Consider the following 22356-nt stretch of genomic DNA (forward strand, 5'->3'; position numbering starts at 1 on the left):
GTGGGTAGAGTGTACCTCTTTTGAACACCGTCGTCAACGAGCCTGAGAGCCCCTTGTTTTCCACCCCCTCTGCACAAGCTAAAGCAAATGGCCCTTTTTTCGAGTTAGACAATATTCACAACCCCTTCAAAGCCACTCATACCAAGGCTTGCACCCCTCCCCCGTTTTCTTTAGATCTAGACGATATCCTCTTTATCCAAGGGGGGGTGCAAAAGACTAAAAATCGCCTATCAGGCCCGGATGATTTTAGGGCCCGATAGGCGGCTGTTCTATGTTTTGGAGATCAGGGCTTCCACTCCTTCAGAACTGCGGATAACTGAGGTGCGTTCTTGCACTTTTTTGCGAGCTTATCGTATATCTGTTTCCTGACTGTCTGATCTATCTTGTCGGGGCTGATGCCGCTTTTTTTGTGGTTTTTCTGAATATCTTTAAGACTCCAACCATCGATATCCTTTAAAAACCGGCCCTCCGGTGTATCAGGCTCTGCCTCTTTCGGTGCGATCTTCGGTGGCTTTCTCTTGGCCGATTTTGGCTCCTCCACTTTGCCGTCTAGAGGGCCTAGCAGAGAGGCATTGTCTTTCTTGAAATCGACAAACTGATTATCCCTAGCTCCCCCTAATCTCGGATATGTCAGATCGAAGTCCCACTTATGGGCAGGATCGGCCATGGCGAGAAGAGATCGAAGCTCTGCGGATGCCTTCCATTTCCCCTTATCGCCGATAAAGGAGTCCATCATGCTCTCGAATGCCTGGGTGCAGTTTTTGGCGGACAGATCTTCCGACCTGTTAGGATCGCACCAGGCAAGGTCCTGCCCATCGATGGAAACCGATACGGAGCCAAAACCCAGAGGCTTGGCCATGCCAAGGGAGTGACGGAGCTTGGGGTTTCCTCCCCAGGTGAGGGCCCAGATCAGTGCCCCTAGTTCCTGGGGCCGGAGGTTGTGGACGTATATCCTGCCGGAAAAGGTCGTCTCAGAGGGAAGGGGACTGAACCGGGTCTCCACGTTTTGCGTCGGCGATGGAGGGACGTCTTTTATGTCCTCTTTATCCTCTCGGACAATATATCTCTTCCAGCCCCGAATCTCACAGTTTGAATCCATGAAGCTCTGGTATCTTTTTTTTACGGTTCCATCCGAGCCCGCGTCTTGCTTTATGTAGTTGGGATAGTAGGTCGGTTTTGGTGCTCCGAGGACAGTAGCCACCTCTTTTTTGGTCTTAGGATCTCCATGAGCCAGAAGGTTTTCCACCGAGACCCTTCCCCTCAGGCCATCGGTCCCCTCTACTCGACCAAAGACGAGCTCCGCCAGGTCCAGTCGAGATGGGTTTAGATGGTCCGGCGAGGTGTGCCTTATAGCCTGATGGATCGAGTTAGAGTAGGGCAGACGGTACATTAGGGCTAGTCCCATGGAGGAGATCTCCCTGCCCTCCATGAGGACGAACACCGGAACCTTTTTGCCCTCCTTGAAGCGGCTCTCCCAGAAGGCCCATTCTTGGTTAGGTTTTCTGTTCTCCCCAAGCTCGTTGTGAGCGAAGGTGAAGTCTTTTCTTATGTTGTCCGGCACCGGATCAAATTGACTCTTGGTGTCGAAGAAAATGAACTCCATGTGTTTTTTGCCCGGTCGGCCATCTCTTGGTGCGGGCTGACCTGTGAGGACTATAATCCCTCTGTCCTTGCCCTTGCCCAGGTTTGAGGCCTTCCTGTAGCGAAGCATATTCCCCCTTGAGTGGGGGTGGTCCTTCTCCGGGCCGCAGTCAAACTGGACCTCCGTCTCCGGGGGGATCAGGCCGTATTTATCCTTGGCCGACTGTCGCCTCGTCCCGATGCCTCTGGCCCGGGGAAAGGCCCTCTCCAGATCCTCCTGCTCCACCCTGGCCATCTGGCAGAAGTTGAGCACCCAACGGCCATCCTCTCTATCCTGGCTGAGCCATGCGGTCTTGACCTTAGGTTTATAGGCCCTTCCGACCTGCTCGGTGATCTTTCCTGTGTATAGGTCTCTGTTCTGGAGGTCCCTTATGGCATATCTTTTATCGTCGACTCTGGCGGTGTCACCGTTGGTTCCGGCGATCTTGGAGAAGGAGGCTATCTCCATAACCGACCGGATCATGCCTTTGAAGGAGGTTCCCGGTATGGCGTAGGGGCCTTTAGGGCAGACCCTGAAAAAGTCGCTGTAGCCAGGCTTGGTCTTGTCATCCTGGTTTCCCCTTATGTAGATAGGGGTTTTAGCGGTGACCGATACCTGGATGAAGCCGCTGATTCCGTCACTGAAGGGAACGTCCAGGGATACCCTGTCGGCCCAGTCGGGGAAGAATACGTTTTTCGACAGAGGCACAAAAGAATAAGGTGAAGGTATGGCGACCACGGTTAGCCCTCCTTTTTAGGTTCGAAACCGACGAAGCGGAATCCAACAGGGCGAAGCTCCACCTGCCCTGCGACGTCTGCCAATCCCCAATAGGTCTCGTAGCGAAGTCTGCCTCCCCCTTTTGCGGTGAAGCTGCTGGATAGGATCGTATCGTGATCGTCATTCGAGTCCTCACGGGAGACGGTGACAAGCTCCCACCCTGAGTCGCAGCGGTTTAGATGAAGGCTCTCCTTTCCTTTTACCGCCTCGCCGCAGATAGGCCAGCCACCGCCGACAGCCAGCGGTGCAGAGGGGGAGAACCTGATTATGTCGCTGGTGGAGGCGGTGCAGATCCAGCCTTCACCGCCGAAAGAGCTGAATAGACTGAGGGCCTCCGCTGGGTCGGAAAGTCTCTCTGTGGAGCTTTTTAGTTTGCCTGGCTCGATGTCCCTGGCCCTATCGGGAAGGACCTTGCTCAGGAGGTCCGCAGGGTGAAGTTTTTCCGTACTCATAGACTATCCCTCCTTTATGGAGCTCAGGGCCCCGGTCCACTTTACGTCGGTGGAGCGGAACCGACCAAGGCCTCTACCGGAACCGGCACCGACCTGAAGCCTGCCGGAGGCCAGATCCTCCAGGGTCCGCCGCAGGGCCAGAAGGATTTTTTCGTCCTTGAGGCAGTCGCCTACGACCTTCAGCGAAAAGGGTATGGCTCCGCCCCAAAGAGGCCTCTCGGAGAAGAGCACCGAGTCCCTGGCTCCTCCGGTAAAGCGGTCTATGCCTACGTGGGGGATCCACTGATCCGCCGGAGCCTGGTCGGCCATGATGTAGATGTCGTCCATGACGATCGATCCTCTTCTGCCCTCGTTTTTATCCTTGCAGAAGCCGAAAAGCTGTCTAACTCCGTCGTTAGACTCTCCAGAACAGGAGGCTGGATCCTCCACGCTATCGGCGAAGAGTCCCGAAAGAGCGTTGTAATGGAAAGCGACCCTGTGGGATATGGCCCCTTTGATGGACGAGGCGGGAACGACCAGCACGTCCTCAAGGACCTTTCCTTTGTCGCCCTCCCAAACGATGCAGCTGTCCCTGACCGGGGCCATGTCGGCGTCTCCTGCGATGTCGTTTCCTCCTCCGAACATCCAGTGCCCCTCGGGAATAAGCTCCATGGAGACGCCGGTGTGGTTCTGCTCTTTTGTCTCGAGGACCATATCTTTTAAGACCTTCGACCTGGTAGCTAGCTCTACAGGATGAAGGCTGTAGTCGGAGAAGTCCGCCTCCTTGGAGAGGTCGAAAACCCTGCCTCTGAGGGAGACGAAGCGGAAAGCCCCGTAGCCCCTTCTCGTCCGTCCTCCTAGCCTCAGGGCTGGGTCGGACAACAGGGACATTAGGTCGTCCCACAGAGGGCGATCTTCCTCTTTGCCTATCATCTCCAGCTCGAAGGTAAAGCGGTGGCCTGCACAGACCGGAGCCTCGTCGAACTTGCCTCTGTCTCCCGAGTCGGAGGCCCCTAGGTGGTTGATCCTGACATGGTCCCTGATAGAGGGGTTTTGGGCCTTTATAAGGACCGGGTCCGCAAGCCTCTCAGGGGAGACAAGTCCTTCCACAGGGACATCGGCGGAGTCGTGGATACAGCCCCAGGACACCGACAGTCTGGATCCCTCCCCTTTGTCTTTTTCCTGAAAGCCGAAGAGTGAGTTTTCCTTCGCTTTAGATGCCACTTTCTCCCTGAATACCGACCGAAGGACCCCCGCAAGGCTGGAGCCTGGGATGGCGGGCAGTCCGTTGGCGTCGGAGACGAAGATAGCGTCAGCCACGTCGTCGGTCTGGCCGGCCCCTATGATAAAGGGAGTTGTAAACTGGATGGTTCCTCTCATAACGTATCTGTGAGAATACAGGGCTGTCATCACCGAACCTCCTTTTCGTTATCGGAACGGGACATCATCCGTCCCATCTCGATAGCGGCCAGATGAAGGGCCAGACAGGATCTTTCGTCTGGTTTTTTGGTCATGCTCTCGATCAGGGCCTGATAGAGCGATAGATTTCTGCCGCTTACGTATATAGATCCCTCCCAGGCCTTTTTCCGAAGGTCCTCGGTGCAGAACTTTTCCAGTTCCTTCATGAGGTCCCCTGGCCTGTCCATAAAGCGAAGGGACAGCTGTCTCACCGTTCCCCATTGAGCCTTGGAGGGGACTTCCTGGCCGTCTCCTAGGAGCTTCTTCGCCAGGCTATACCAGGATTTGGCCCACTTTCTGGCGGTTATAAGGGCCTCGTCGGAGAACTCCGCCCGGTCGGTCTTTCTCTTTAGGAACCTCACCAAAGGGGTATCAGGCTGAGATGGCCTATCGGAGGAAGGATCTGTCCCCGCCTTTAGCTCAGGAGGCTCTAAGACCCATCGGGGATTGACCAGGATCTGTCCCATGCCTTCCTCGGTAAAAAGCCCAACCCCTCGGGATAAACGGGAGCTCAGTTCCTCCAGGTCAACGGTTCCGCCGTTTTTAGGGTCGGGAGAGAAAACCAGCACGCTTCCTTTGGAGATGATCTGCCTTTCGGTCATTCGGGAGTTGAAAAAGCCGTTCCAGGGAGCGTATCGGTCCACCTTTATGGAGCTTCTCTCCCAGTCCAGCTTGACGCCTTCCAGGCCGAAGTCTCGCCCCTCCGGCAGAAGCACCGGCAGGCCGTCCCTCGACAGGGCCAGGTCGGAGAGGAGATAGAGGACCACAAGGTCCTCGGGGTGGCGAACTGGAGGGCTGTTTTCTGCCCCTACAGGTTCGACAGCCGATATTCGCACCGAGCCGTACTCCGCCCCTTTAGATCTGCCGAGATACACCGGAGCTTCCGTAAGCCACCGATGAACCATCTCAAGGTCATCTTTTTCGTCGGCCTGTAAGGTCCAGAGAAAGGAGGTTCCTTTAGGTATGGACTGATAGCCGAAAAGCTGGCCTTCCTGGCTTCTTCTGGAGCCTCTATCCACGGCGGTTTTCATCCTGTGCTCCATAGGTATCTCGACCACCTGCCCCTTCGTCGAGAGATAGCCGCTTCTCCATTGCTTGGGCTGTCTCCCTCCGGTGAGATGTTCGTCGGTGAGGGAGTTCCAGGGTCTGGCTCCCTTCCATTCCTCTCCTTTGACCTTATGGAAGCAAAGGGGGAAGGGAAAGGCAGGGAGTCCATCGGCTAGGGGATAGGCGTTTAGAAACCTGACCTTGCCGGAGAGGAAAAGCTCCGGGGAGAAATCTCCTCCATCTTTCATAGATGACGCCACCGCGGCCCCTAGGAATATAGAGCCTCTGAGATAATCCAGACCTCTGTGTCCTCCGATGGTGGCCGCGTCGGCGGTTATGGCCACGTCGGAAAGAAGATCCACTCTGTAGTGCCTTTTAAACACCGAGCTCACCTCCGTCTTTCGCCGTCCAGCGACAGCGACCTAACCCTCTGGTCCTGTGACCACCGATTCCTCTGACCACCGAGCAGGCCTTGATGAAGTCCTCAAGGCATACGTCGCTCCCTGTCATAGAGCTGACCGACGTGACCAAGGTGACCGGGACCGCCAGCTCTATGGTCCTCAAGGTGTAATCCTTCGCCAGTCCGTTTTCGTCCAGGCTGGTTGAGGCGAAGGAGGAGTAGAGAGACTGTCTCAAAAGGGCTCCCTCCGAGGAGGCGAGATACGACCGGTCGGGCTCGGGAAGCTGGGCATCGTTGAACCTGAGGGAGCCAGGGGCCGAGTCTCGTTCTTTCGTGGCGGGAGAGCCAAAGAGCTCCGCCGTTTTGCCGGAGCTCAACATCCCGGCGTCCTCGCAGACCTGAAATCCCTCTCGAAGGATCCCTTTTACCGTCCTGCCAGGCAGACAGGGAAGGCCCGTTACGTCTCTGTAGACCATGGCGTCCAGATCGGAGCCTCTGCCTATCCCCGATCCGGCGTGCCAGAAGCTGAGGATCTGAATCTCTATGAGGATCGATTTCATTAAAATCCCTCCTATCTCGATTTATCGATGGAGCAGAGGTCTATACCATCGTGAAGGGGACTGCGGTTATCTTCCGAGAAAAGGGAGTCCTTTCCGTCCCTGCCGGTTATAGCCTTAAGGGCTTCCAGTAGATTTTTGCAATGATCCCCTTTATCCTTGTGAACCTGGATTATCCGCTCAAAATCCCTACAGGCCCTGTCTTTCCCTACTGCGACTTTGGATAGTATCCCCCTTAAGGTGCCTCTTGGCATGGCGGAGACCGAGTCCTTCAGAGCTCTCAAGGAGGCCAGAGATGGAGAGAGCTGCCCCTTGGTCTTGCCTCCGGTGGTATAGGGCATCATGGTCATGACCACGTCGCCGAAGGTGAGTTCTCGCTCTATGATCCCGCTGAAGTCGTCGGCCATAGTGGTGGTGACCCTCCAGAAGGCCAAAGAAGAGCAGCTTCGGTTGGTTTTGTCCTTGGCATAGGAACAGAGGGACTCGCTCAGTTCGTAGGCTTGGGAGAAAGGGAAGTTGCTCTTTACGTAGGCGATTCCCGCACAGGCGGTCAACCCCTCCGATAGATCCGGAAGGTTCAGACCTCCCAGCTCTTTGGCGCTTTCCTCCTCGAAGGCACACAAGAAGCGATCGGCGAAATCCAGGCCATCTGCCCCTCTTAGGATGACGGTGACGTCGTCTCCGGCGCAGACTAAGGGGCGGAAAGGATAAAAGCGACCTCCCTTTTCGACGGTTTCCTCGACGAGAGGGGACAGGGCGATCTGAAGGGACCGCTCCGAGGCACTCTGGATAGCCGAGGAGAAATTCTTGTACACTTTGGCCACACTGTCGTCTTTCTCGCCGGAAAGCCCATCGAAAAGCTTTATCACCATAGCCCCTAGGCCGTTGCCGTCTATATGGACCACAGCCACGTCGCTTTTATCGCCTCTAACGATCTCCGCCATGTCCATAGGCAACTGAATCGTGTCGTCTTTTGCCCTGTCCGCTCCGAGGGCTTTTTCCGCCATAAAGGAATGGGCCAGGCCGGAGGACGCTCTGTCCCTTAGGACCATAGATAGGTCCGCAGGCTCTCTATCTCCACCTTGGGAAAAACTGCCTACCCCAGGGAGCCCAGATCTGGGACACCGCTCCGCAAGAGGGCCAGCCGGAGGCAGCGATGGAAAGGCCAGCCCTCGCCGGTTCATAAGCACCTTTTCCGCTTTTTTCATGGTCTCCGCCAGACCGTCCTCCACTGGAAGCAGAGTCTGGACGAAGTCCAGCCCCGATGCGTAGAGGGACAGGGCCATCGGGACTACCTTGAGAACCTCCTCACCGTCTCCCTCGTGAAAGAACAGGACCCTTACACCCCCTGCTGCTTTGGAGATAATGTCGTAGTCCTCGCCGGGCCTGAGGCCCAGCCCCTCGAACAACTTGCCGAAAAAGTTCACCGATAGGTCTTCGATTATTGCGCTACCGCCGACCATAAGCCGAAGCTTGTCGCCTTTAAGGATAAAATCCTGCAATCCCTTTGCGGCGAACACGTAATACCACATAAACCTTTCCTCCTTCCGTGGATAAAGGAAACCCGTTCCGCTGTTTAAAGCGTTGCAATCGTCTTTCATTATATGCCATGTGCCGCCCTGAATAAAGCAGGACGGCACATTAGAAAAGCTAGAACTCTCCGATTCCCCTGTACATCGCTTTTATGCCGGCGAGTTCGCTTCTGGCGAGCCGTCGGCTATCCTCGGAGGATTCAGGATCTCTAAGGACGTCAACACACCTACGAAAACGGTTCCAGGCGGAGGAGTCTCCGTCGATCCTCCCTCTGCCTATGTTAAACCCAAGGAAGGAAACCTCCTGTCTGGAGAGGTCGAAGATGCCGCTCTTGGCCCTGTTGATCTCGACCTCCAGCATGGCCAGCTCCCTCATGGCGGTTTTCCAGGCCCTTTCGGCCTCTTTTCTGTTAGGGCAGAGGATCATCCAGTCGTCTCCATACCGGATAACCGAAAAGCCTCTCTGGGCCATAGAGACATCGAAGTGATGGAGATACATGTTGGCTAAGGGAGGGGAAAAGCCCGTACCCTGAGGCAGGCCCTTAGTTCTGGTTATGAGCCTTCTGCCGTGAAGATAGGGCAGTCGAATGCCCCTGTTGAGCAGGCTCCTTACTCCGTCGTCTGGAACGTACCGTCTGAGAGACCTGGAGAGGATCGTCCAGCTCATAGAGTCAAAACACCCTCTGATATCCCCTCTCACAGCCCAGGTGTTGCCTTCCCTCAGGAGTGCCAGGGCCAGATCTATGGCCTCTCTCACGCCACAGCCCTGTCTGAAGGCAAAGCTGGAGTCCATAAATACCGGCTCCAGAAGGTAGTGAAGCACCTCGACCAAGCTATGAAATATCACTCTGTCTTTTATCGTAGGTATGCCTATCTGACGCCATTCGCCGGGGGTTTTCTTGGGGAGCCTGATGGAGAGAAGAGGCGATGGATCGTATCCACCGGAGATCAGCTCTCGGTGGAGGTTCCCAAGGTGTTCGCCCAGCCCTAGGGCAAAATCATCTAGTCTGACGCCGTCGACACCGGCGGAGCTACCTCCTTTTCTTCGGACGACCTCCCATGCCCGGATCAACTCGGGAACGGAGGTCACCACGTCAAAAAGCCTTCCCAAGACCGAACACCTCCTTTTCTTAGTTTTCCTAAATAATTATCTCCGGCCTCTCCCAGGGATCGGGGCAGGCTCCATAGTACATAGCCTTCGATACACAGGCTTCACAGAGCCTGTATATCCTTATGGAGTCGCCCTGCCCCTTATCCACATAGGGAGCCAGCTGCTTAACCATAGAGCCAAAGTCCCTGCGGTCCAATCGACACTCGAAGAGGCTGTACTGAACCCGATATCCGAAGGACTCCATTATGGAGGCCACTTTGGACCTCCTTTTGTCCGATACTATGTCGTAGCCGACCAGATAGAAGCTTTTCATCCCTATCACCCGAAGACCAGGGGCCTGTAGTCTTCGTCGTCTTTTAGGGCGCTGGCCCACCTTCTGGCCTGAAAGTCGGCGTGACGGCGGAAGGTGGTGGTTATTCCCGATCCTCTGTCGGTGACCTCCGTATTCAGCCTGTCCTCGACGGAGGAGATCAGTCGTCGCCGAGCGGAGGGGGTCATGGTGACTCCATCAGGCGATAGCTCAAACCAGTGAGGCTCCATGTCCCCTCTGTTGCAGAGGGAGATAACCGCCCTGTCGATCACCGCAGGCCGAAACTCCTCCATAAGGTCCAAAACTAGGGAGGATCTATTCCTAAAAGGAGGGTGAAGGTAGCCCACCAGAGGGTCTAGCCCTGCCCCTATAACGGCGTTATGGATAACCCCTACCAGCAGGGTGTAGCCAAAGGAGAGCATGGCGTTGACCGGATCCCTCGGGGGACGGCGGTTTCTTCCGTCGAGGGACCAAGGCGGACGAAGCAGCAAGGGCCACGATGCGAAGTAAATCGCCGCACCGTGGCCCTCTAAGCCCCTTAGGTAGTCCATGTCTTCCGCCATAGAGGCCATTCTAGACAGTCCTTTTAGGTCTGTGGACGCTTTGAGCAACGTGCCATCTATGTCTTTACCTCTATAGACCGACCTCTGGAGCAACAACCTCTGGCCTAGGAGCTTTCCGAGCACTATGCTTCTGGCCAGATTCAAACGACGAGCCTCGTCTCTCAATGTCTCGTACTGGGCCATCTTCACCTCCCAGCCTCTGGATCTGGCGGGGGTGACGCTTCCCATGTACCTTCCCCCAGGCTTAAGGTAGTGAACCGATATGCCCCTCTCGAGAAACTCCATCATGAGAGGGGTGGTTATCTTGGCCCAGGAGGAGACCACTACGGAGTCGACATCGGCCATAGGTATGACCTTTAGAATCGAGTCCCCTCGACACATCTCGAGGGCTCCTCCTCTCCGTCTCAGGACCAGCCCTGGACTCTCGAGGTAGACGGTAGCCATTATTTGACCTTGACCTTTTGGTTTTGAAATCCTCCGTCGTCAAAGACTCCCTCCAGGGCTGGTGAAACTCTGGAAGAGGTCTTTTTAGCCGTAAAGGTTTTATTTTGCTTACGGTTCTTCGCTTCGTTTATCCTCCTTTTTTCCTCTCTCTTTCTTTCCCTTTCTAACTTCTCCCACTTAAGTTCTTCTCTTCTCTTTCTGGCGTCGTACTCTTCAGGGGTCTCTTTTTTGTCGTAAACCCGCCCATCGGAAGCGACATAAGGTCCACGGTTATCCCTATGCTTTTTCCTCGATTTCGGTTTGGTGGAACCGGCTGTGTTTACCGGATCGCTAGCACAATGTACGCAAAAAGCGATAATCCCAATGATCAAGAAAATCCAAAACATAGAAACACCTCCAGCTTATTTATCTGTATCTGATGAGCCACAGGCTCTTGCTTTATATTTATCTTTTTGGAGACATAAACACTCCCCATGAAGGGGCCAGGATCACGCTGGCCCCTTCATGGGGAGTTTAGGTGTTATCGCTAAATACAGTGTCTAAGGCAGATGGTTTTATTCCCCTCCAGAGAGGCCTTCTGGACCGCCTGTCTGATGGTGAACCTCAGCTCTCTGAAATTGCCGGGGTAGTCCTTTTTTATCAGGTGATTTATGGCGTCCAGGGAGATCCGTTCCACCACACCACAGGGGTTGACCTCCTTATCCTGGAGCACCAGGCTGATCAGGAGTTTTCTGTCCGCCTGCCTCTCCCTTATGGAGGGAATCTCCACCACGTGGTCGAAACGATGAAGCAGGTCTCCACGGAAGCTGTCTTTGCCCGAGGCAACCCATTCCCTGAGGGGCCTGTTTGTGGCCGCCACCAGAATCACCGGAGCGGCGATAGGCTCGCCGTGATATCCCACAGGTCTGACGGTGCCGCTGTCCATGTAGGTCAGGAGCCTGGTCTGATGATCCGACCTCATGTCGCCAATCTCGTCCAGAAAGACGACTTTCCCTGCGTTGGCTAAAAAGAACCCCGGAACATCCTCCCCTCCCTTCATCCCGGTATAAGATCCCTCTACCGCCCCAAACAGCATGGAGTCCACCAGCTCCGACGGTATCGCTGAGATGTTCATCGATGCGAATCCGTCGGTCTGGCCGGGGAACAGAGCTTCGGCGATCCACCGGGCCAGAAGGCTTTTTCCCGTCCCGGTCTCACCTAGGAGCAGGATGGAGGGTAGCCTAGAGCCTGAAATTCCAAGGATATCGCCTAAGCTAGAGAGGGATTTTCGCTGCTCTGGATCATCTGCCACTTCAGATCTTGTTTTACTTAATCCCCCCAATTTTTTATCGTTCGCAAGGGACCTGAGAGACGATTTAAGGCTGTCCATAAGCCCTTGGGTTGCGGGGTCGGCACAGAGGCTGAAGAACCTCGGTCCATGGCCTTCCTCCACCTTGGCCTTCCAGTCTATAGCCTTGGTGAGGGATTCCTCTCCTTTTTCTCTGCGGACCTCTTTTCGATACAGGTCAACAAGGGTGGATTGAAACCTGGCAAGCTCGTCGAGGTCTTCGTCCTCTTCGTCGGTGAGCCCCAGGTGGGTCTGCCTGAAGATGCCCATCAGAGACAGTCCTCTGTTTCCGTGTAGTTTCTCGACGCTCTGGCCCCAGGTGGCCCCTTCAAGGATAGCTATCACCGGGAGTAAGGGGCTTTTTTTGCTCTCCTCAATGGCCTCCAATATGGCGTCGGGGGTCCCTATCGCCAGAGCCCCATCATCGATATTATCCACCACGGCGAAAATATTGCCGTTATCCTTCATCTCCTTGCGACGAGATGCGCTTTTGGAGCATCTGTTTTGACATTCGACGAGGAGTTTTTCTAGGGAATCCTGGGGTATTGCGTCGCCTCCACATAGATATACCGGCAGTGCTATTCCGCCTTCAACTTGATTTTTTTTCTTCGCCATAGACCTCGACCTCCAGTCTTTTTTTCCAATTTCCGAAAACGTTGCCACTGAAGTCCTTTAAAGGATCCTTCGCTTTCCCACATTTGAAGAGAGTAAAGAGATCCGCCTTAGGATCCAAACTAAAACCAGCCTCCCCCAAGCCTTTACGGACGAAGTTCATGAGACTAACCTTTAGCATTTTTCTATGGTCGTCATACATCCCTTTGCCGTCTATATCGCCCTTGCCGCCTTCTTTCCAGAAAACGGGTTTTTTACGTCCTTCAAAAAGCTCCAAAAAGCCCTTTTCGTCGGTATTCCTTTCATCACACCAGCGCTTAAGCCACCTTTCCCTAAACCATAGCCAGCTGGCAATTTCGGGAAGGCCGCCTCCTTTATAGCTTCCAAAGAAGGAGGCCACGGTCATAAGGGGAGCGTCGGAGCCAGGGGCCATTATGGCCATCCGGTTCCAGCCCTGGGCCTGGTTTTTACCGATCCACCACATGGGAAAGATGCCCGAGGCATCTTTTGGGGAGGGAGACGACTCGGGCCTCTCCATCCATGAAAAATAGTTCCACACATGGGAGGTGGACCACTCCACTAGTCTGCGGAGTCCCTCGCCAAAACCCTCTTTGTACGGATCGCCACCCCTTCCGTGGTGACACCAGATGAGCCTCCCGCCAACCCACAGCCATACAGGACGACAGTAGGAGTCCAGACTTTCAGATATGTGGAGAGGATCCACATCGGGGTTGTCGTCGACGCCATACCTTTCGTCGTCGTATTCGTCGTTTAGATCCGCATCTACCTCCTGTTCCTCTTCCTGAGCCCTCAGTTCTTCGAGCTCGTCGTGAAAGTCCGACTGATCGTCGTCCAACTCCTCTACTAAGCTAGGGGAAGCAACGTAGGCGGCGAAATTAGACTTGGCCTCTATGCTTACCTTAGTTTTTCCCCCTGTCTTTTGTCCCAGGCTCTGTCTCACAGACACATACCTCCTCTCTCCATAGTTTGTTGAACATAACCTTCGATTTGAGACTCGATAGGGCCTCTGCTCCTCCCTTTAGGATGATGTCGTCGATCCTCTCGTAGGCCATGGCCGCAAGGGTTCTGTCCTCGCAGTCCGAGGCCCATGCGGATAGCCCTTTCGGAGCTCTCAAGGCCAGTTCAAAGAGGACGAGACGCTGAGGAAGCTCTCCGAAACGGTGGGCTCTCTCTTCGTCTCCCGATCCTGGTTCGGTCAGGACCTTGCCCAGGAGGTCTCGATATCGTTCGGACAGAGCCCTCCGAGGGCGCCTTTTCTTGGGGGATGTCCCATCCTCTTGCTGACCACTATCATCGGAGACTAGGCGTGTTCCGGTGACGAGAATCTGTCTTAGGTTTTTTATAGGGTCGCCCTCCACTCCCGATCCGACGTCGTGGAATCTCTTCATGGCGAGCTGGGTTCCCCGTTCGCCTATGCCCATGGCGGCGTTCAGGCCAACCGGCATATCCACCGGGACAGGCCCATCGCCGACCCTTCCGATGTCAGCACCGACACACCGGGAGCACACCCCTCTTTCCGACTGGGCGCAGGTGATGGGGCTGGCACAGGAGGCTATGAGGACCGGACCTTGCCCTACATTTATCGTTTTAGAGATATCCTTTAGCCTATCCAGGTCTTCGGCGGCGATCAGTTTGTCGAAATCCACAAGGTCGATACGTTCGTCGGATTTTTGGCCTATCCGGTGGCACCAGCGACCGAGCAGGACCGACTCTAGGGCACTACCTAACTCATCTCCGGGGAAGATCTCCGGTGATTCCCAGAGATAGCCTCCTTTGGGCTTCAGACGATGGCCCTCGGGGAAGGTATAGTTTATCGAAAGTCGCCGCTTATCTTCGCCGACGACCTGGGCGTATATCTCCATCCGGCCCTCGGATTTGCAGTCTTCCGATTCGGTCAAGGTGTCGTATAGACCCTCCGCCAGCAGTCGGGAGAGGTATCCCGCCTGAGCTGTGGCGAGCTTTTTGTCCCCCATAGAGTCTCTGGAGGCGTAGCTGTAGACGAAGAGCTCGTCGTCTGACAGGCCGGTCCAGAAGCAGCCGGGAATCCAGCTTTCGTGGAGAGGTTTGTAGAGGATCGGGTCAGGTTTTTTCTGGCTAGGCTTTTTCTTACCTTTAGCCACCATATCTTCTTTGCCAACAACTGGCACAAGCTTCTCCGGTGTCTTTGAGTAGATATCCTGAAGGCCGATAAAACCGCACATGTGACGAAGATCCGAGGGCTTCCCTTTGGCTTTGCTCAGGACCATTCTGCTTAGGTGAGAGTTTGATTGGGTTTCAAGCCATGCCGAGATCACATCTTCGGTGGTTTTTTCGCGCTTTTGATATTTTGCCTTAAGCTCTCCAAGCTCCTGTTGGGTTATCTTTTGAGGATCGTAGTCCTCGGTATCCTCCAGATTATGGGCCTCTTTCCTGTTTTCCTCTAGTTCAACGAACAGGGCATCCAGCTCGTCGGGAGGAAAGCTGCAGCACCCCGTCGAGGCGGCACAGATATCTCGTTGTAGCTGCCCAAGATTGTCCCACCAGTCTGGATCGTTCTTTACCATGTCGTTTACAAGAGTCCCTAAGGGCGTTGCGTAGCCCTTAGATTTCTCCTCCACGTCCTCCCTCGGATAGCAATAGCCTAGGTATTTTTTCTTTGTCTCCCTGTCCAGAGCGCTCCATCCCAATGCCAGGTCCAGACCGGAGGCTATCATGAGCTTGCCGTCGCCGATACGGCCGGGAGTGGCCTTCAACGTAAAACCGCTAAGGTCCCTTATCCAGGGATCTTGGGGCAGATACACCGCCATGGTGTCGCCGTCGAAGTCGGCGTTAAAGCCCTCGGTGACCATGGAGGGGATGGCCATGGCCTGTTCCTCCCATACGGTCCACTTGAAGGCCTGAACGGAGTGGCGGTGCAGGCTTGGCTGGCGGATCAGGATACACCACAGGGGACCTTTTGCCTCCAGAGCCTTGTTGATCGCCTCCGCGACCTCTTTAACCTTGGCTGCGTCTCCGCTGTGGGCTTTTTTGCGGAGGTCCTTCAATTTCCCCTTCAGGCCAAGGATCTCCAGGCCATCGTGGTCCTTCAGGAGTTCCACCGCCAGCTGGACCGGCAGCCGTACCTCGTCCAGCGCCAGCTCTGGACGGCTTACGATGACCGCCCTTCCGCTGTGGTTCGTCCTGTGACCCAAAACGTGCCCTCGGAGGATTCCTTTTTTGCCTTTAACGCAGTTGGAGAGTGTCTGATGATATTTTTGTAGCGATGTCAGGACAGCGTAGGCTACCGCATTAGCCACTTTCCTATCCTTCGGGACCTTACCGACATCCTCCATAAATGCCTTGTAGCATTTCCCCAAGGTCTCCTGTCGGAGGAGAACGTCAAGCATAAAGGGGATGCCCCAGCCATCTTTGCCCCTGGCGGTCAGAAGGGAGAGGGCCATAGGGGAACAGGGCATTTTGCCCTTGCTGTCGGAGGATGATCGGGATTCCTGCTGATCCTCCGAATCGTTGCTTTTTGTAGCTATCTTCATATTCCTGATCGCCCTCAGAATCGGATGATCCGACTCCTCCCCTCTTTCGAGCCCTAAGGCCCTCTCCATGGCCTTTATGGCTCCGTCTATCCAAGACTGGGTGACCTTGCCTAGAATAGCTTCATTTTCAAGGCAGCGTGCGATCGCTTCGGTTATTTTCAGCTCCACCTCGGAGGCTTCCTGGTCTATGGTGGTGACCACCGCAGGGGATTTCCTCAGGCCGTCGATCTCCTCTGGGGCAGGAAAGTTAAACGTCTTGCCCGGCTCCTCCCGCTTGATATATTTCTTGGCAAAATACTCTTCGTTGTCGCTATTGGCTATTAAAGCGTGAGCGATTCTGCTGGAGAGGCAAGGGGCTGTGCCTTCACCGGACCCTACCCTTTTGATAGGTATAGTTTCCTCAGATCGTGCTGTACCATCCACACCTGCAAGCCACAGAAGTTTTTCAAGAGCATCCATAGTACGTGTCTGGCCGTCTCCCAGCCTTTCTCCCGAGGCCCTAAGGCTGGAGAGGAGATCCAGGGCGTGGCCGTTCAAACCGTTTTCGGAGCATAGTGGCCCTCTGCTGAGGATGGCCCAGTTCTCCATCTCTCCGAGCCTCTGTCCCGCTTTGGCACCTCCTGAGGTCGGCTGGCCGATGAAACCGTTGGAGGGGCCGTCGGTCCCCCGGGCCTGGAGCTTTTTGTCCACGTGATGGACAAGCCGGGAGATATACTGATAGCCGCAGAAAGCCCGAACCTCTTTTTCCTGGTTTTCCTCACTGTACCGGACCGGAAAACCGCTTCCTTTGTCGGTCTCGCCACCTAGGCCAAGCTTTTTGAGGATCGGCAGGACCGTGTTTCGCCATTCTTCACCACGGTAGAGATCGTCGCTTTTTACCTCGTCGTCTATGAGGCCCCAGTCTCGGGCCTTCAAGGCCAGGCCGTGGCCCATCTCCAGTATCTGACCAAGGTTTTTGCGGCCTACTATGGAGCAGGGGGAGATGATGAGGTCCACGGTCTCCAGACGCTCCCCACCGTCAGGTCCTTTCAGGACGACCTTAGGCATGGAATCGTCTTCCTCTATTTTGGTGACCACTCCTTTGTTGCCGTTCCTTCCGGTGATTTTATCGCCGATCCTGAGGGGCCTGACGATGTCAAACTCGTAGACTATCTCGACTTTGGACTTCAGAGAATCCTTTCTTTTCCTGTCTCTGACCGACTTGACCGAAACCCCGATCAAAGTCCCTGGCGCAAACCACGGATAGAAATGGCTTCTTTCACCGGCTAAAACCCCGGGGAGAGGCAGAGGCTCGTCGAAGGTGTAGGTTTTCTTCTCTTCTCCCGCCAGACCACGAACCTGCCTCTCGATCCTTTCGATCAGCTCTGGAAAATCCTTAACCCCAGCTTGGGAAAGCATCTCGCCCTCTAGCTCGTAGATTTTTCCGGTTGGCTGTTGCTTGGGCTCCATCTTCAGCTTCTCAGCGAAAGACCGAGAGACCACCAGGCCGTCTTCGTAGGTGAATCCCTTCCAGGGCATTACCGCCACAAGGGCGTTGGAGCCCAGGTAAGGCTTAAACCGCCCCGCCTCGTCCAGATGGCCTTCAAGGGCCTCTAGCTTTTCCCCTCTGGCTCCCTCTACGTACCCAGGAACCAAAGAGGGCTCTCCTCCCTCTATACTCTGCTCCCCCTGTTTGAGGTTTTTGCCTCCCATCATGAGCCTAGGTCCGTCGCTGTGATGGGGGTAGGGAACCATACCGACGGCCACGGAGAAAAGGCTTCGTTCCTCGCCATCTTCAGCCGGATAGACCCCTTTGCCGTCCTCCCCCCGATGTGCCGTGGCGGCCATGAAGAGCTGAAGGCCTATTTTCTCCGACTCGGGGGTGTGGAAGGGGCACAGTCGAAATTTATGGCTTACGTGGGGAAGCCTGACCCTGCCGTTGGTCTGGACCTTGGAGGCCATGGTGACCTGCCTCTCCAGCTCCAGGCAGCGGAGGGAGTTGCTGTCGTTCAGAGGTAAGGCCTTCACCAATCCCGACCTAACCGATCGGGAGGTCCAGAAGCTGTTTAGGTAGGACTCAAGCTTAGCTATCAGGTTAAGAGCCCTCCGCTCGTTTTTTTCCCTGTCTTTACCATTTACTTTTTTAAGAGCATCCAGAAAATTACTAAAAGCCCACTCGATATTTGACCACCAAGGAGAATATATCTCGAGATTATCGAGATCGGGGAGGTGCTTCTTCTTCAAGGATGTTAAATAAGACCTCTTGTCTTTTTTCTTTTCTCTTTTCCTGCCTACCATCGCAAGGCCCCAGTCGGTCCTGTGATCGTCTAAAGGAGCGGCCTTTGACGATATGGGTATAAGCCAGGCCACCTCTCGTCTAACGGCAAACCTTTTTATCTCCACATCCAGAAGGAGCAACCATGCGGTGTTATCAAGGCTAAGGACGGGTTTCCCCTTTATAGACACAGAAGCTGGGCTATCGTTTCCGCTAAAACTGGAGATCGTTTTGTTTATCTCATTCAGCATTTGTTCCGTTCTCAACTCTACCGCTCCTCTCCATATCCCTAGAGATCTCAGGCAGTCCCTTTCGGGCTATCTCTTTATTCTTCCACCGGGAATCCAGGGTTATGTCCTCCAGAATCTCCAGCCATTCGGGGATTTTGGGGACCTGGACAAGTTGGGAGGCAAGCTCCACCTCCGCCACCGCAAACCCAGGAAGGTCGGGATAGATGTCCACCTCCCAGGGGCCTGTTCTATACCTGGCCTTTTCGATCCTCCAAGGGGCGAGGCTGCCTAAGAGCCTGAATATCCACCGAGGGATCGGCAACTCCCACTCTCCCCTGACAAAGCCCGACCCTGTCTTGACGGTGATATAACACCTGTCGTCGATGGATCGAACCCTGGTCTCCCACGCTTTCGTCGCTATCAGGTATCGCTGGTCGACTTTCAAGGCCCTTCCAGTCGAATTTCCGACTACCTTGCAGAGGTATTTTCTCTCTATCTCAGTTCCCATTCCGCTCTGGCTCCGGCTCTTTTCTTGGGTAATCGGGCCTGATGTAGAACCCCCTCAGGTGTCGGCCCGTCCTATCGACCTCTCCTGTTATCTCCTTGGCTATGTCGTAAAGCTGTTCTTCATGGTTCGCCGGAGCTTCCTGACCTTGAATCTCCTTCGGTATCAGTTTTATATCCACGGAAAAAGAGCCCTTCTCTTTGGGGGGAACCGGAAGGACAACCTCGACCAAGCGGTGTTTATAGAAGTGCAGAAACTGCTCCCACTTGAAGGCTATCCTGTTTACCAGCGAAAGCCCCTGCACGATAGACAGGTTCTCCCCTTCAAAGAGCACCTGGAAGCCGTCGTCTCCTTTGAGTTTTCTCAGACGCTTGAATATTTCGGGGTAGACGGCTTTACATATACTGCCTATTCTGCCAGATACCTCACGGTCCATGGTCCCCGATCGGGAATCCTCGGGGGTGATTTTATTCGCCAGCTCACAAAGTTCCTTCACGCAACTATTCATGGACAGGGCCTTACCATCTATTTCAAGGTCGATAGCCTCAAGAATCTGGCTGTATATGGGAAGCTGGGCCGCCAGGGCTTTGGCCTCGTATGCGGTCCGCTCCAGCCTCTGAATGAGATGATCCTCGCCGACTATCCTGTCGGACTGGACGTCACAACCGTCTAAAACCCTGAGAAGGGCGGTCACGGTGAGGACCTCCTCTTCGGAGATATGACCACCGGCAAATATGGTGGCAAACTTTCCGAGCCTGGACGATACCGGGGAAAGGGTCGATTTGAACCTTTCCTTCCCCATGAGCAACTTCCCTACCTCCCAGACCGATTTTTTCTTTTTTTTAGGGATATAGTCGTCCAGTCGGACGTATCCCCTGTGTCCAGCACATACCTCGGGCACCAGTTTTTTCACTATCTCCAGATATTCTTTCAGCTCCCCGGCACGGTCTTCTACTACGTTGAGTCCCTCCATTTCGTCGGGGTCGGGAAAGAGGTCCTTCGCCCTGAGTCGGACCATCTCAGCGGATAGAAGGTTATGGACCTCCCTCACCGCCGAGGGAAAAAGAGACAGAGGGAATACGTCGCCATCTTCGGACTCATTAAGGTCTAAAGGATAGGTCAGGGCGGTGTGGCCTATATCGTGAAGGTATATGGCCGATATGAGCAACGCCAGGGGGATAGGTCTGTCCATGTACAGATCTTTGGATCGGCCCTCGCCTAGTGGCTCTCCTCTGTCCAGCGACCTCATGACGTTGCCCGCTATCTCCATGATCCTCTTGGAATGTCGTCTGGAGTGTTCCACCGTCTCGGGGATCTGGTCTCCCATCCATAGATCTGACCATCTGGTCTCTATGAGTTTTTCCATGTAGTTTCCCAGGCAGGGTGAGACTTTTTTGAGCCTGCTGAGAAGCTCCCTTCCCGATCCGGTCACCTGGCTCTGGCCTTTTTTATACTGCTCTATCAGGCTCTTCGCCAAAGAGGAGGTCGACCCTTCTACAAAAAGTCCTCTGACCCAACTGGGCAAAGTGGAGTTTTTCAAAACTCTGTTCCTCTCGACAGAGTCCATGCTGCAAAGCCCTTTGAGAAGGGAGATCTCCTCGTCCATAGCACCTATGGCACAGGAGACGGGAAGGGGCATGAGATCAAAGGTCTCTCTGGTTTCTTCCCGTCCCTCTCCAAAAGCGTAGATCGCTGGAATATCGTAGATCAGAGAGTAAAGGCTTGCGTAGGCGGAGATAGATTTATAGCCGCCGGTCATGTTTATAACCAGGCTATCTCTCGCACCTAAGCCAGCTCTTATTTCGTCGAATTTTTCAAATATACTGTTTACGCTTTTGTGGAACTCCTGGGCTCCGCCCACTTTTATATCCAACGGAGAAACCGTCCAGTTAAAATCCTTCCAGTTCGGGAATAATTTCGCATCGTGAACCTCTTTCAGGTACCAGACACAATAGAGAGCGGTTAGGAAGGATATGCCGCCTCTAGATGGATATAGATGAAGGTCAAGTGAAATGGCGTCTTCCTGCCTGCTTATATGTCCTAAGGTGCTTTGGACCTCCGCTGAGATAAGGTTTTCCGTCACGAATTTCTTTTTATCGATCTCACCAGACCTTACTTTATTGAGGATGCCCCTCTCCTTTTCCCCTATTGAAAATCCGGGCATATTCGTAAGACCTCTCACTACGTTGGGGATATCGGCATCTTTAAAGACAGAATCCGAAAACCCCCCTAATTTATCCGAGTTTACCCGACTCCTTTCAGACCAATCATTCCCTTCAAGATGAGTAGCAACAGAAGTGCCTACCGTGCAGAGCATTACTATTTTGCGATCCTCAGCCAAAACGTAGCCCTCCTTTTTTACGATCCTTTTTCCATGATAGCACAGGTTTTTTGCTCTTCATTGGTTATTTTGCGACCTTTCTTGCTAGCTATATGATCCAAATTACTTCAGAGATGATCGAGCAAGTCAAATATCAGAAATGTGGTATTTAGGGTGCTGTCGGCAAAGCAATGCCTCTAAAAAAATAAATACAAGACAAGGCAAGACCTCTGTAGCTTAAAGCTACCAGGGCTAATCCAAAACGTAGAAAGGGGATCAACAATATGAACGCTCAAAAACTGGCTATCGCTGTGAACGGAGTATTTTTTATCCTGATAGGACTGAACCTGGAGAGCGTAAAGCTCTATCTAAATGTCACCTCAAACGTCGCTATCGTAATCATCGTTTTTGGGATGGCCCTGGCTTTTTTGCCAACCCTAATTAAGAAGGAGATAGTGAAGCAATCTAAAACAAAGAAAGACAGGTACTTCTTTTTTTTTGAGCAAGAGGTGACAGAAACGAACTTCTACGAGGTGATTACTCTTTTAGGTTTTAATTTGACGAAGCCTAGGTTGATCGAAAGTCACTACGAAGCTAGCTATCGCCTTTCCGAAGAGTCTCTCAAAGACTTTCTTTCCATAATCACCGCCACTATCCCGGTCGTAAATAATGCCCTCCTTTCCATGAGGAGTGCGTCGATATCCTCATCCCGGAACTCAAGAAAAGCATCATAAAGGAAGTATCTTAGTTGCCGCAGCTCAGACCCCAAATCATCCGGGCCTGAGCTGCTTCTAAAAGCGGGGCATCACCTATTACTGAATAAAACAGAGGAGGGGTGCAAAGCTTGGTATAACTGTCTTTGAGGGGGTAATAAGCACCATATAACTCAAAAAAGAGCCATTTGCTTTAGTTTGTGCAGGGGGATTGAGCAAACAGCCAGCCAATGATCCCATCAGATGTCTCTAAAACAATAAATAAAAAGCAACAGTATTGGATATCATGGGAGAGGAGAGAGGCTTTCGCCCCCAAAGGGTTGCCAAGGCCAACGAGGATCCTCGAATCGCCGAGCTTGAGGTCAGGGTCTCGGACCTGACGTCCTCTCTAGAGATAACCCAGCAGCAGCTCGAGTCTTTGGAGGAGGAGCTTAAGTCGGTCAGAGAGGAGGCCGCCCAGGACGCATCGGTGGACTTCTTCAGGGAGCTCAACGCCCCTACATGGGGAGGTTTGCTGGACCAGCTCTACGCATCTGAGGGCAGAATCGCCAAGCTGAGGTCCGAGGGAGCGATACCTCAGGAGCTCGAGTCCACCGCCACGACGGTCAGGATGG

At 53.9% G+C, this 22356-nt stretch carries 17 protein-coding genes; 2 read left to right on the forward strand and 15 right to left on the reverse strand.

Annotated features, from left to right (window positions below; genetic code table 11):
• Positions 1–283: 283 nt before the first annotated feature.
• The 15 genes from B9Y55_RS10945 to B9Y55_RS11015 form a co-directional block, all read right to left on the reverse strand.
• Positions 284–2359 carry a TIGR03986 family type III CRISPR-associated RAMP protein gene (locus tag B9Y55_RS10945; RefSeq protein WP_085545396.1) on the reverse strand — a complete coding sequence of 692 codons (2076 nt, stop codon included), beginning with the start codon at positions 2357–2359 and terminating at the stop codon, positions 284–286.
• Between the two features lie 2 nt (positions 2360–2361).
• Positions 2362–2850 (reverse strand): hypothetical protein, encoded by a 489-nt coding sequence (locus B9Y55_RS10950; protein WP_085545397.1) that lies wholly within the window; start codon positions 2848–2850, stop codon positions 2362–2364.
• Between the two features lie 3 nt (positions 2851–2853).
• Complete coding sequence (locus tag B9Y55_RS10955; protein WP_085545398.1) at positions 2854–4239, reverse strand: RAMP superfamily CRISPR-associated protein; 1386 nt, start codon at positions 4237–4239, stop codon at positions 2854–2856.
• Entirely contained in the window at positions 4239–5717 is a 1479-nt protein-coding gene (locus B9Y55_RS10960) for a hypothetical protein (RefSeq protein ID WP_085545399.1), read from the reverse strand. The genes B9Y55_RS10955 and B9Y55_RS10960 overlap by 1 nt, the downstream gene beginning before the upstream one ends.
• On the reverse strand, positions 5710–6294 hold the full coding sequence (locus B9Y55_RS10965; RefSeq protein WP_085545400.1) for an RAMP superfamily CRISPR-associated protein: 585 nt from the start codon (positions 6292–6294) through the stop codon (positions 5710–5712). The genes B9Y55_RS10960 and B9Y55_RS10965 overlap by 8 nt, the downstream gene beginning before the upstream one ends.
• An 11-nt stretch (positions 6295–6305) precedes the next feature.
• Positions 6306–7823, reverse strand: coding sequence for a Cas10/Cmr2 second palm domain-containing protein (locus B9Y55_RS10970; protein ID WP_085545401.1), 1518 nt, complete (start codon positions 7821–7823; stop codon positions 6306–6308).
• A gap of 118 nt (positions 7824–7941) precedes the next feature.
• On the reverse strand, positions 7942–8934 hold the full coding sequence (locus tag B9Y55_RS10975; protein WP_085545402.1) for a reverse transcriptase domain-containing protein: 993 nt from the start codon (positions 8932–8934) through the stop codon (positions 7942–7944).
• A gap of 28 nt (positions 8935–8962) precedes the next feature.
• Positions 8963–9247, reverse strand: a complete 285-nt coding sequence (gene cas2, locus B9Y55_RS10980; protein ID WP_159448332.1) for a CRISPR-associated endonuclease Cas2 — start codon at positions 9245–9247, stop codon at positions 8963–8965.
• Between the two features lie 5 nt (positions 9248–9252).
• Positions 9253–10251 (reverse strand): CRISPR-associated endonuclease Cas1, encoded by a 999-nt coding sequence (gene cas1 / locus B9Y55_RS10985; RefSeq protein WP_085545404.1) that lies wholly within the window; start codon positions 10249–10251, stop codon positions 9253–9255.
• Positions 10251–10637, reverse strand: coding sequence for a hypothetical protein (locus tag B9Y55_RS10990; protein WP_085545405.1), 387 nt, complete (start codon positions 10635–10637; stop codon positions 10251–10253). Before B9Y55_RS10990 ends, cas1 begins: the two co-directional genes overlap by 1 nt.
• A gap of 140 nt (positions 10638–10777) precedes the next feature.
• Positions 10778–12193 carry a sigma 54-interacting transcriptional regulator gene (locus tag B9Y55_RS10995; RefSeq protein ID WP_085545406.1) on the reverse strand — a complete coding sequence of 472 codons (1416 nt, stop codon included), beginning with the start codon at positions 12191–12193 and terminating at the stop codon, positions 10778–10780.
• The gene (locus tag B9Y55_RS11000; RefSeq protein WP_085545407.1) at positions 12168–13151 is read right to left on the reverse strand and encodes a hypothetical protein; all 984 of its coding nucleotides are present in this window, start codon (positions 13149–13151) and stop codon (positions 12168–12170) included. Before B9Y55_RS11000 ends, B9Y55_RS10995 begins: the two co-directional genes overlap by 26 nt.
• Positions 13111–18240, reverse strand: a complete 5130-nt coding sequence (locus tag B9Y55_RS11005) for a hypothetical protein (RefSeq protein WP_159448333.1) — start codon at positions 18238–18240, stop codon at positions 13111–13113. The genes B9Y55_RS11000 and B9Y55_RS11005 overlap by 41 nt, the downstream gene beginning before the upstream one ends.
• Positions 18215–18712, reverse strand: coding sequence for a CYTH domain-containing protein (locus B9Y55_RS11010; RefSeq protein WP_085545409.1), 498 nt, complete (start codon positions 18710–18712; stop codon positions 18215–18217). Before B9Y55_RS11010 ends, B9Y55_RS11005 begins: the two co-directional genes overlap by 26 nt.
• Complete coding sequence (locus tag B9Y55_RS11015; RefSeq protein WP_159448334.1) at positions 18702–20873, reverse strand: HD domain-containing protein; 2172 nt, start codon at positions 20871–20873, stop codon at positions 18702–18704. Before B9Y55_RS11015 ends, B9Y55_RS11010 begins: the two co-directional genes overlap by 11 nt.
• A gap of 440 nt (positions 20874–21313) precedes the next feature.
• Here B9Y55_RS11015 and B9Y55_RS11020 point away from each other — a divergent pair, with 440 nt between their 5' ends.
• Both B9Y55_RS11020 and B9Y55_RS11025 read left to right on the forward strand, forming a co-directional pair.
• A complete protein-coding gene (locus tag B9Y55_RS11020) occupies positions 21314–21763 on the forward strand; it encodes a hypothetical protein (RefSeq protein WP_085545411.1) in 450 nt (149 codons plus the stop codon).
• A 265-nt stretch (positions 21764–22028) separates the two neighbouring features.
• Positions 22029–22356: hypothetical protein (locus tag B9Y55_RS11025; RefSeq protein WP_143340925.1), on the forward strand; the 328-nt coding region annotated here is incomplete at its 3' end.

It is taken from the genome of Dethiosulfovibrio salsuginis, from assembly GCF_900177735.1.
GTDB lineage: Bacteria > Synergistota > Synergistia > Synergistales > Dethiosulfovibrionaceae > Dethiosulfovibrio > Dethiosulfovibrio salsuginis.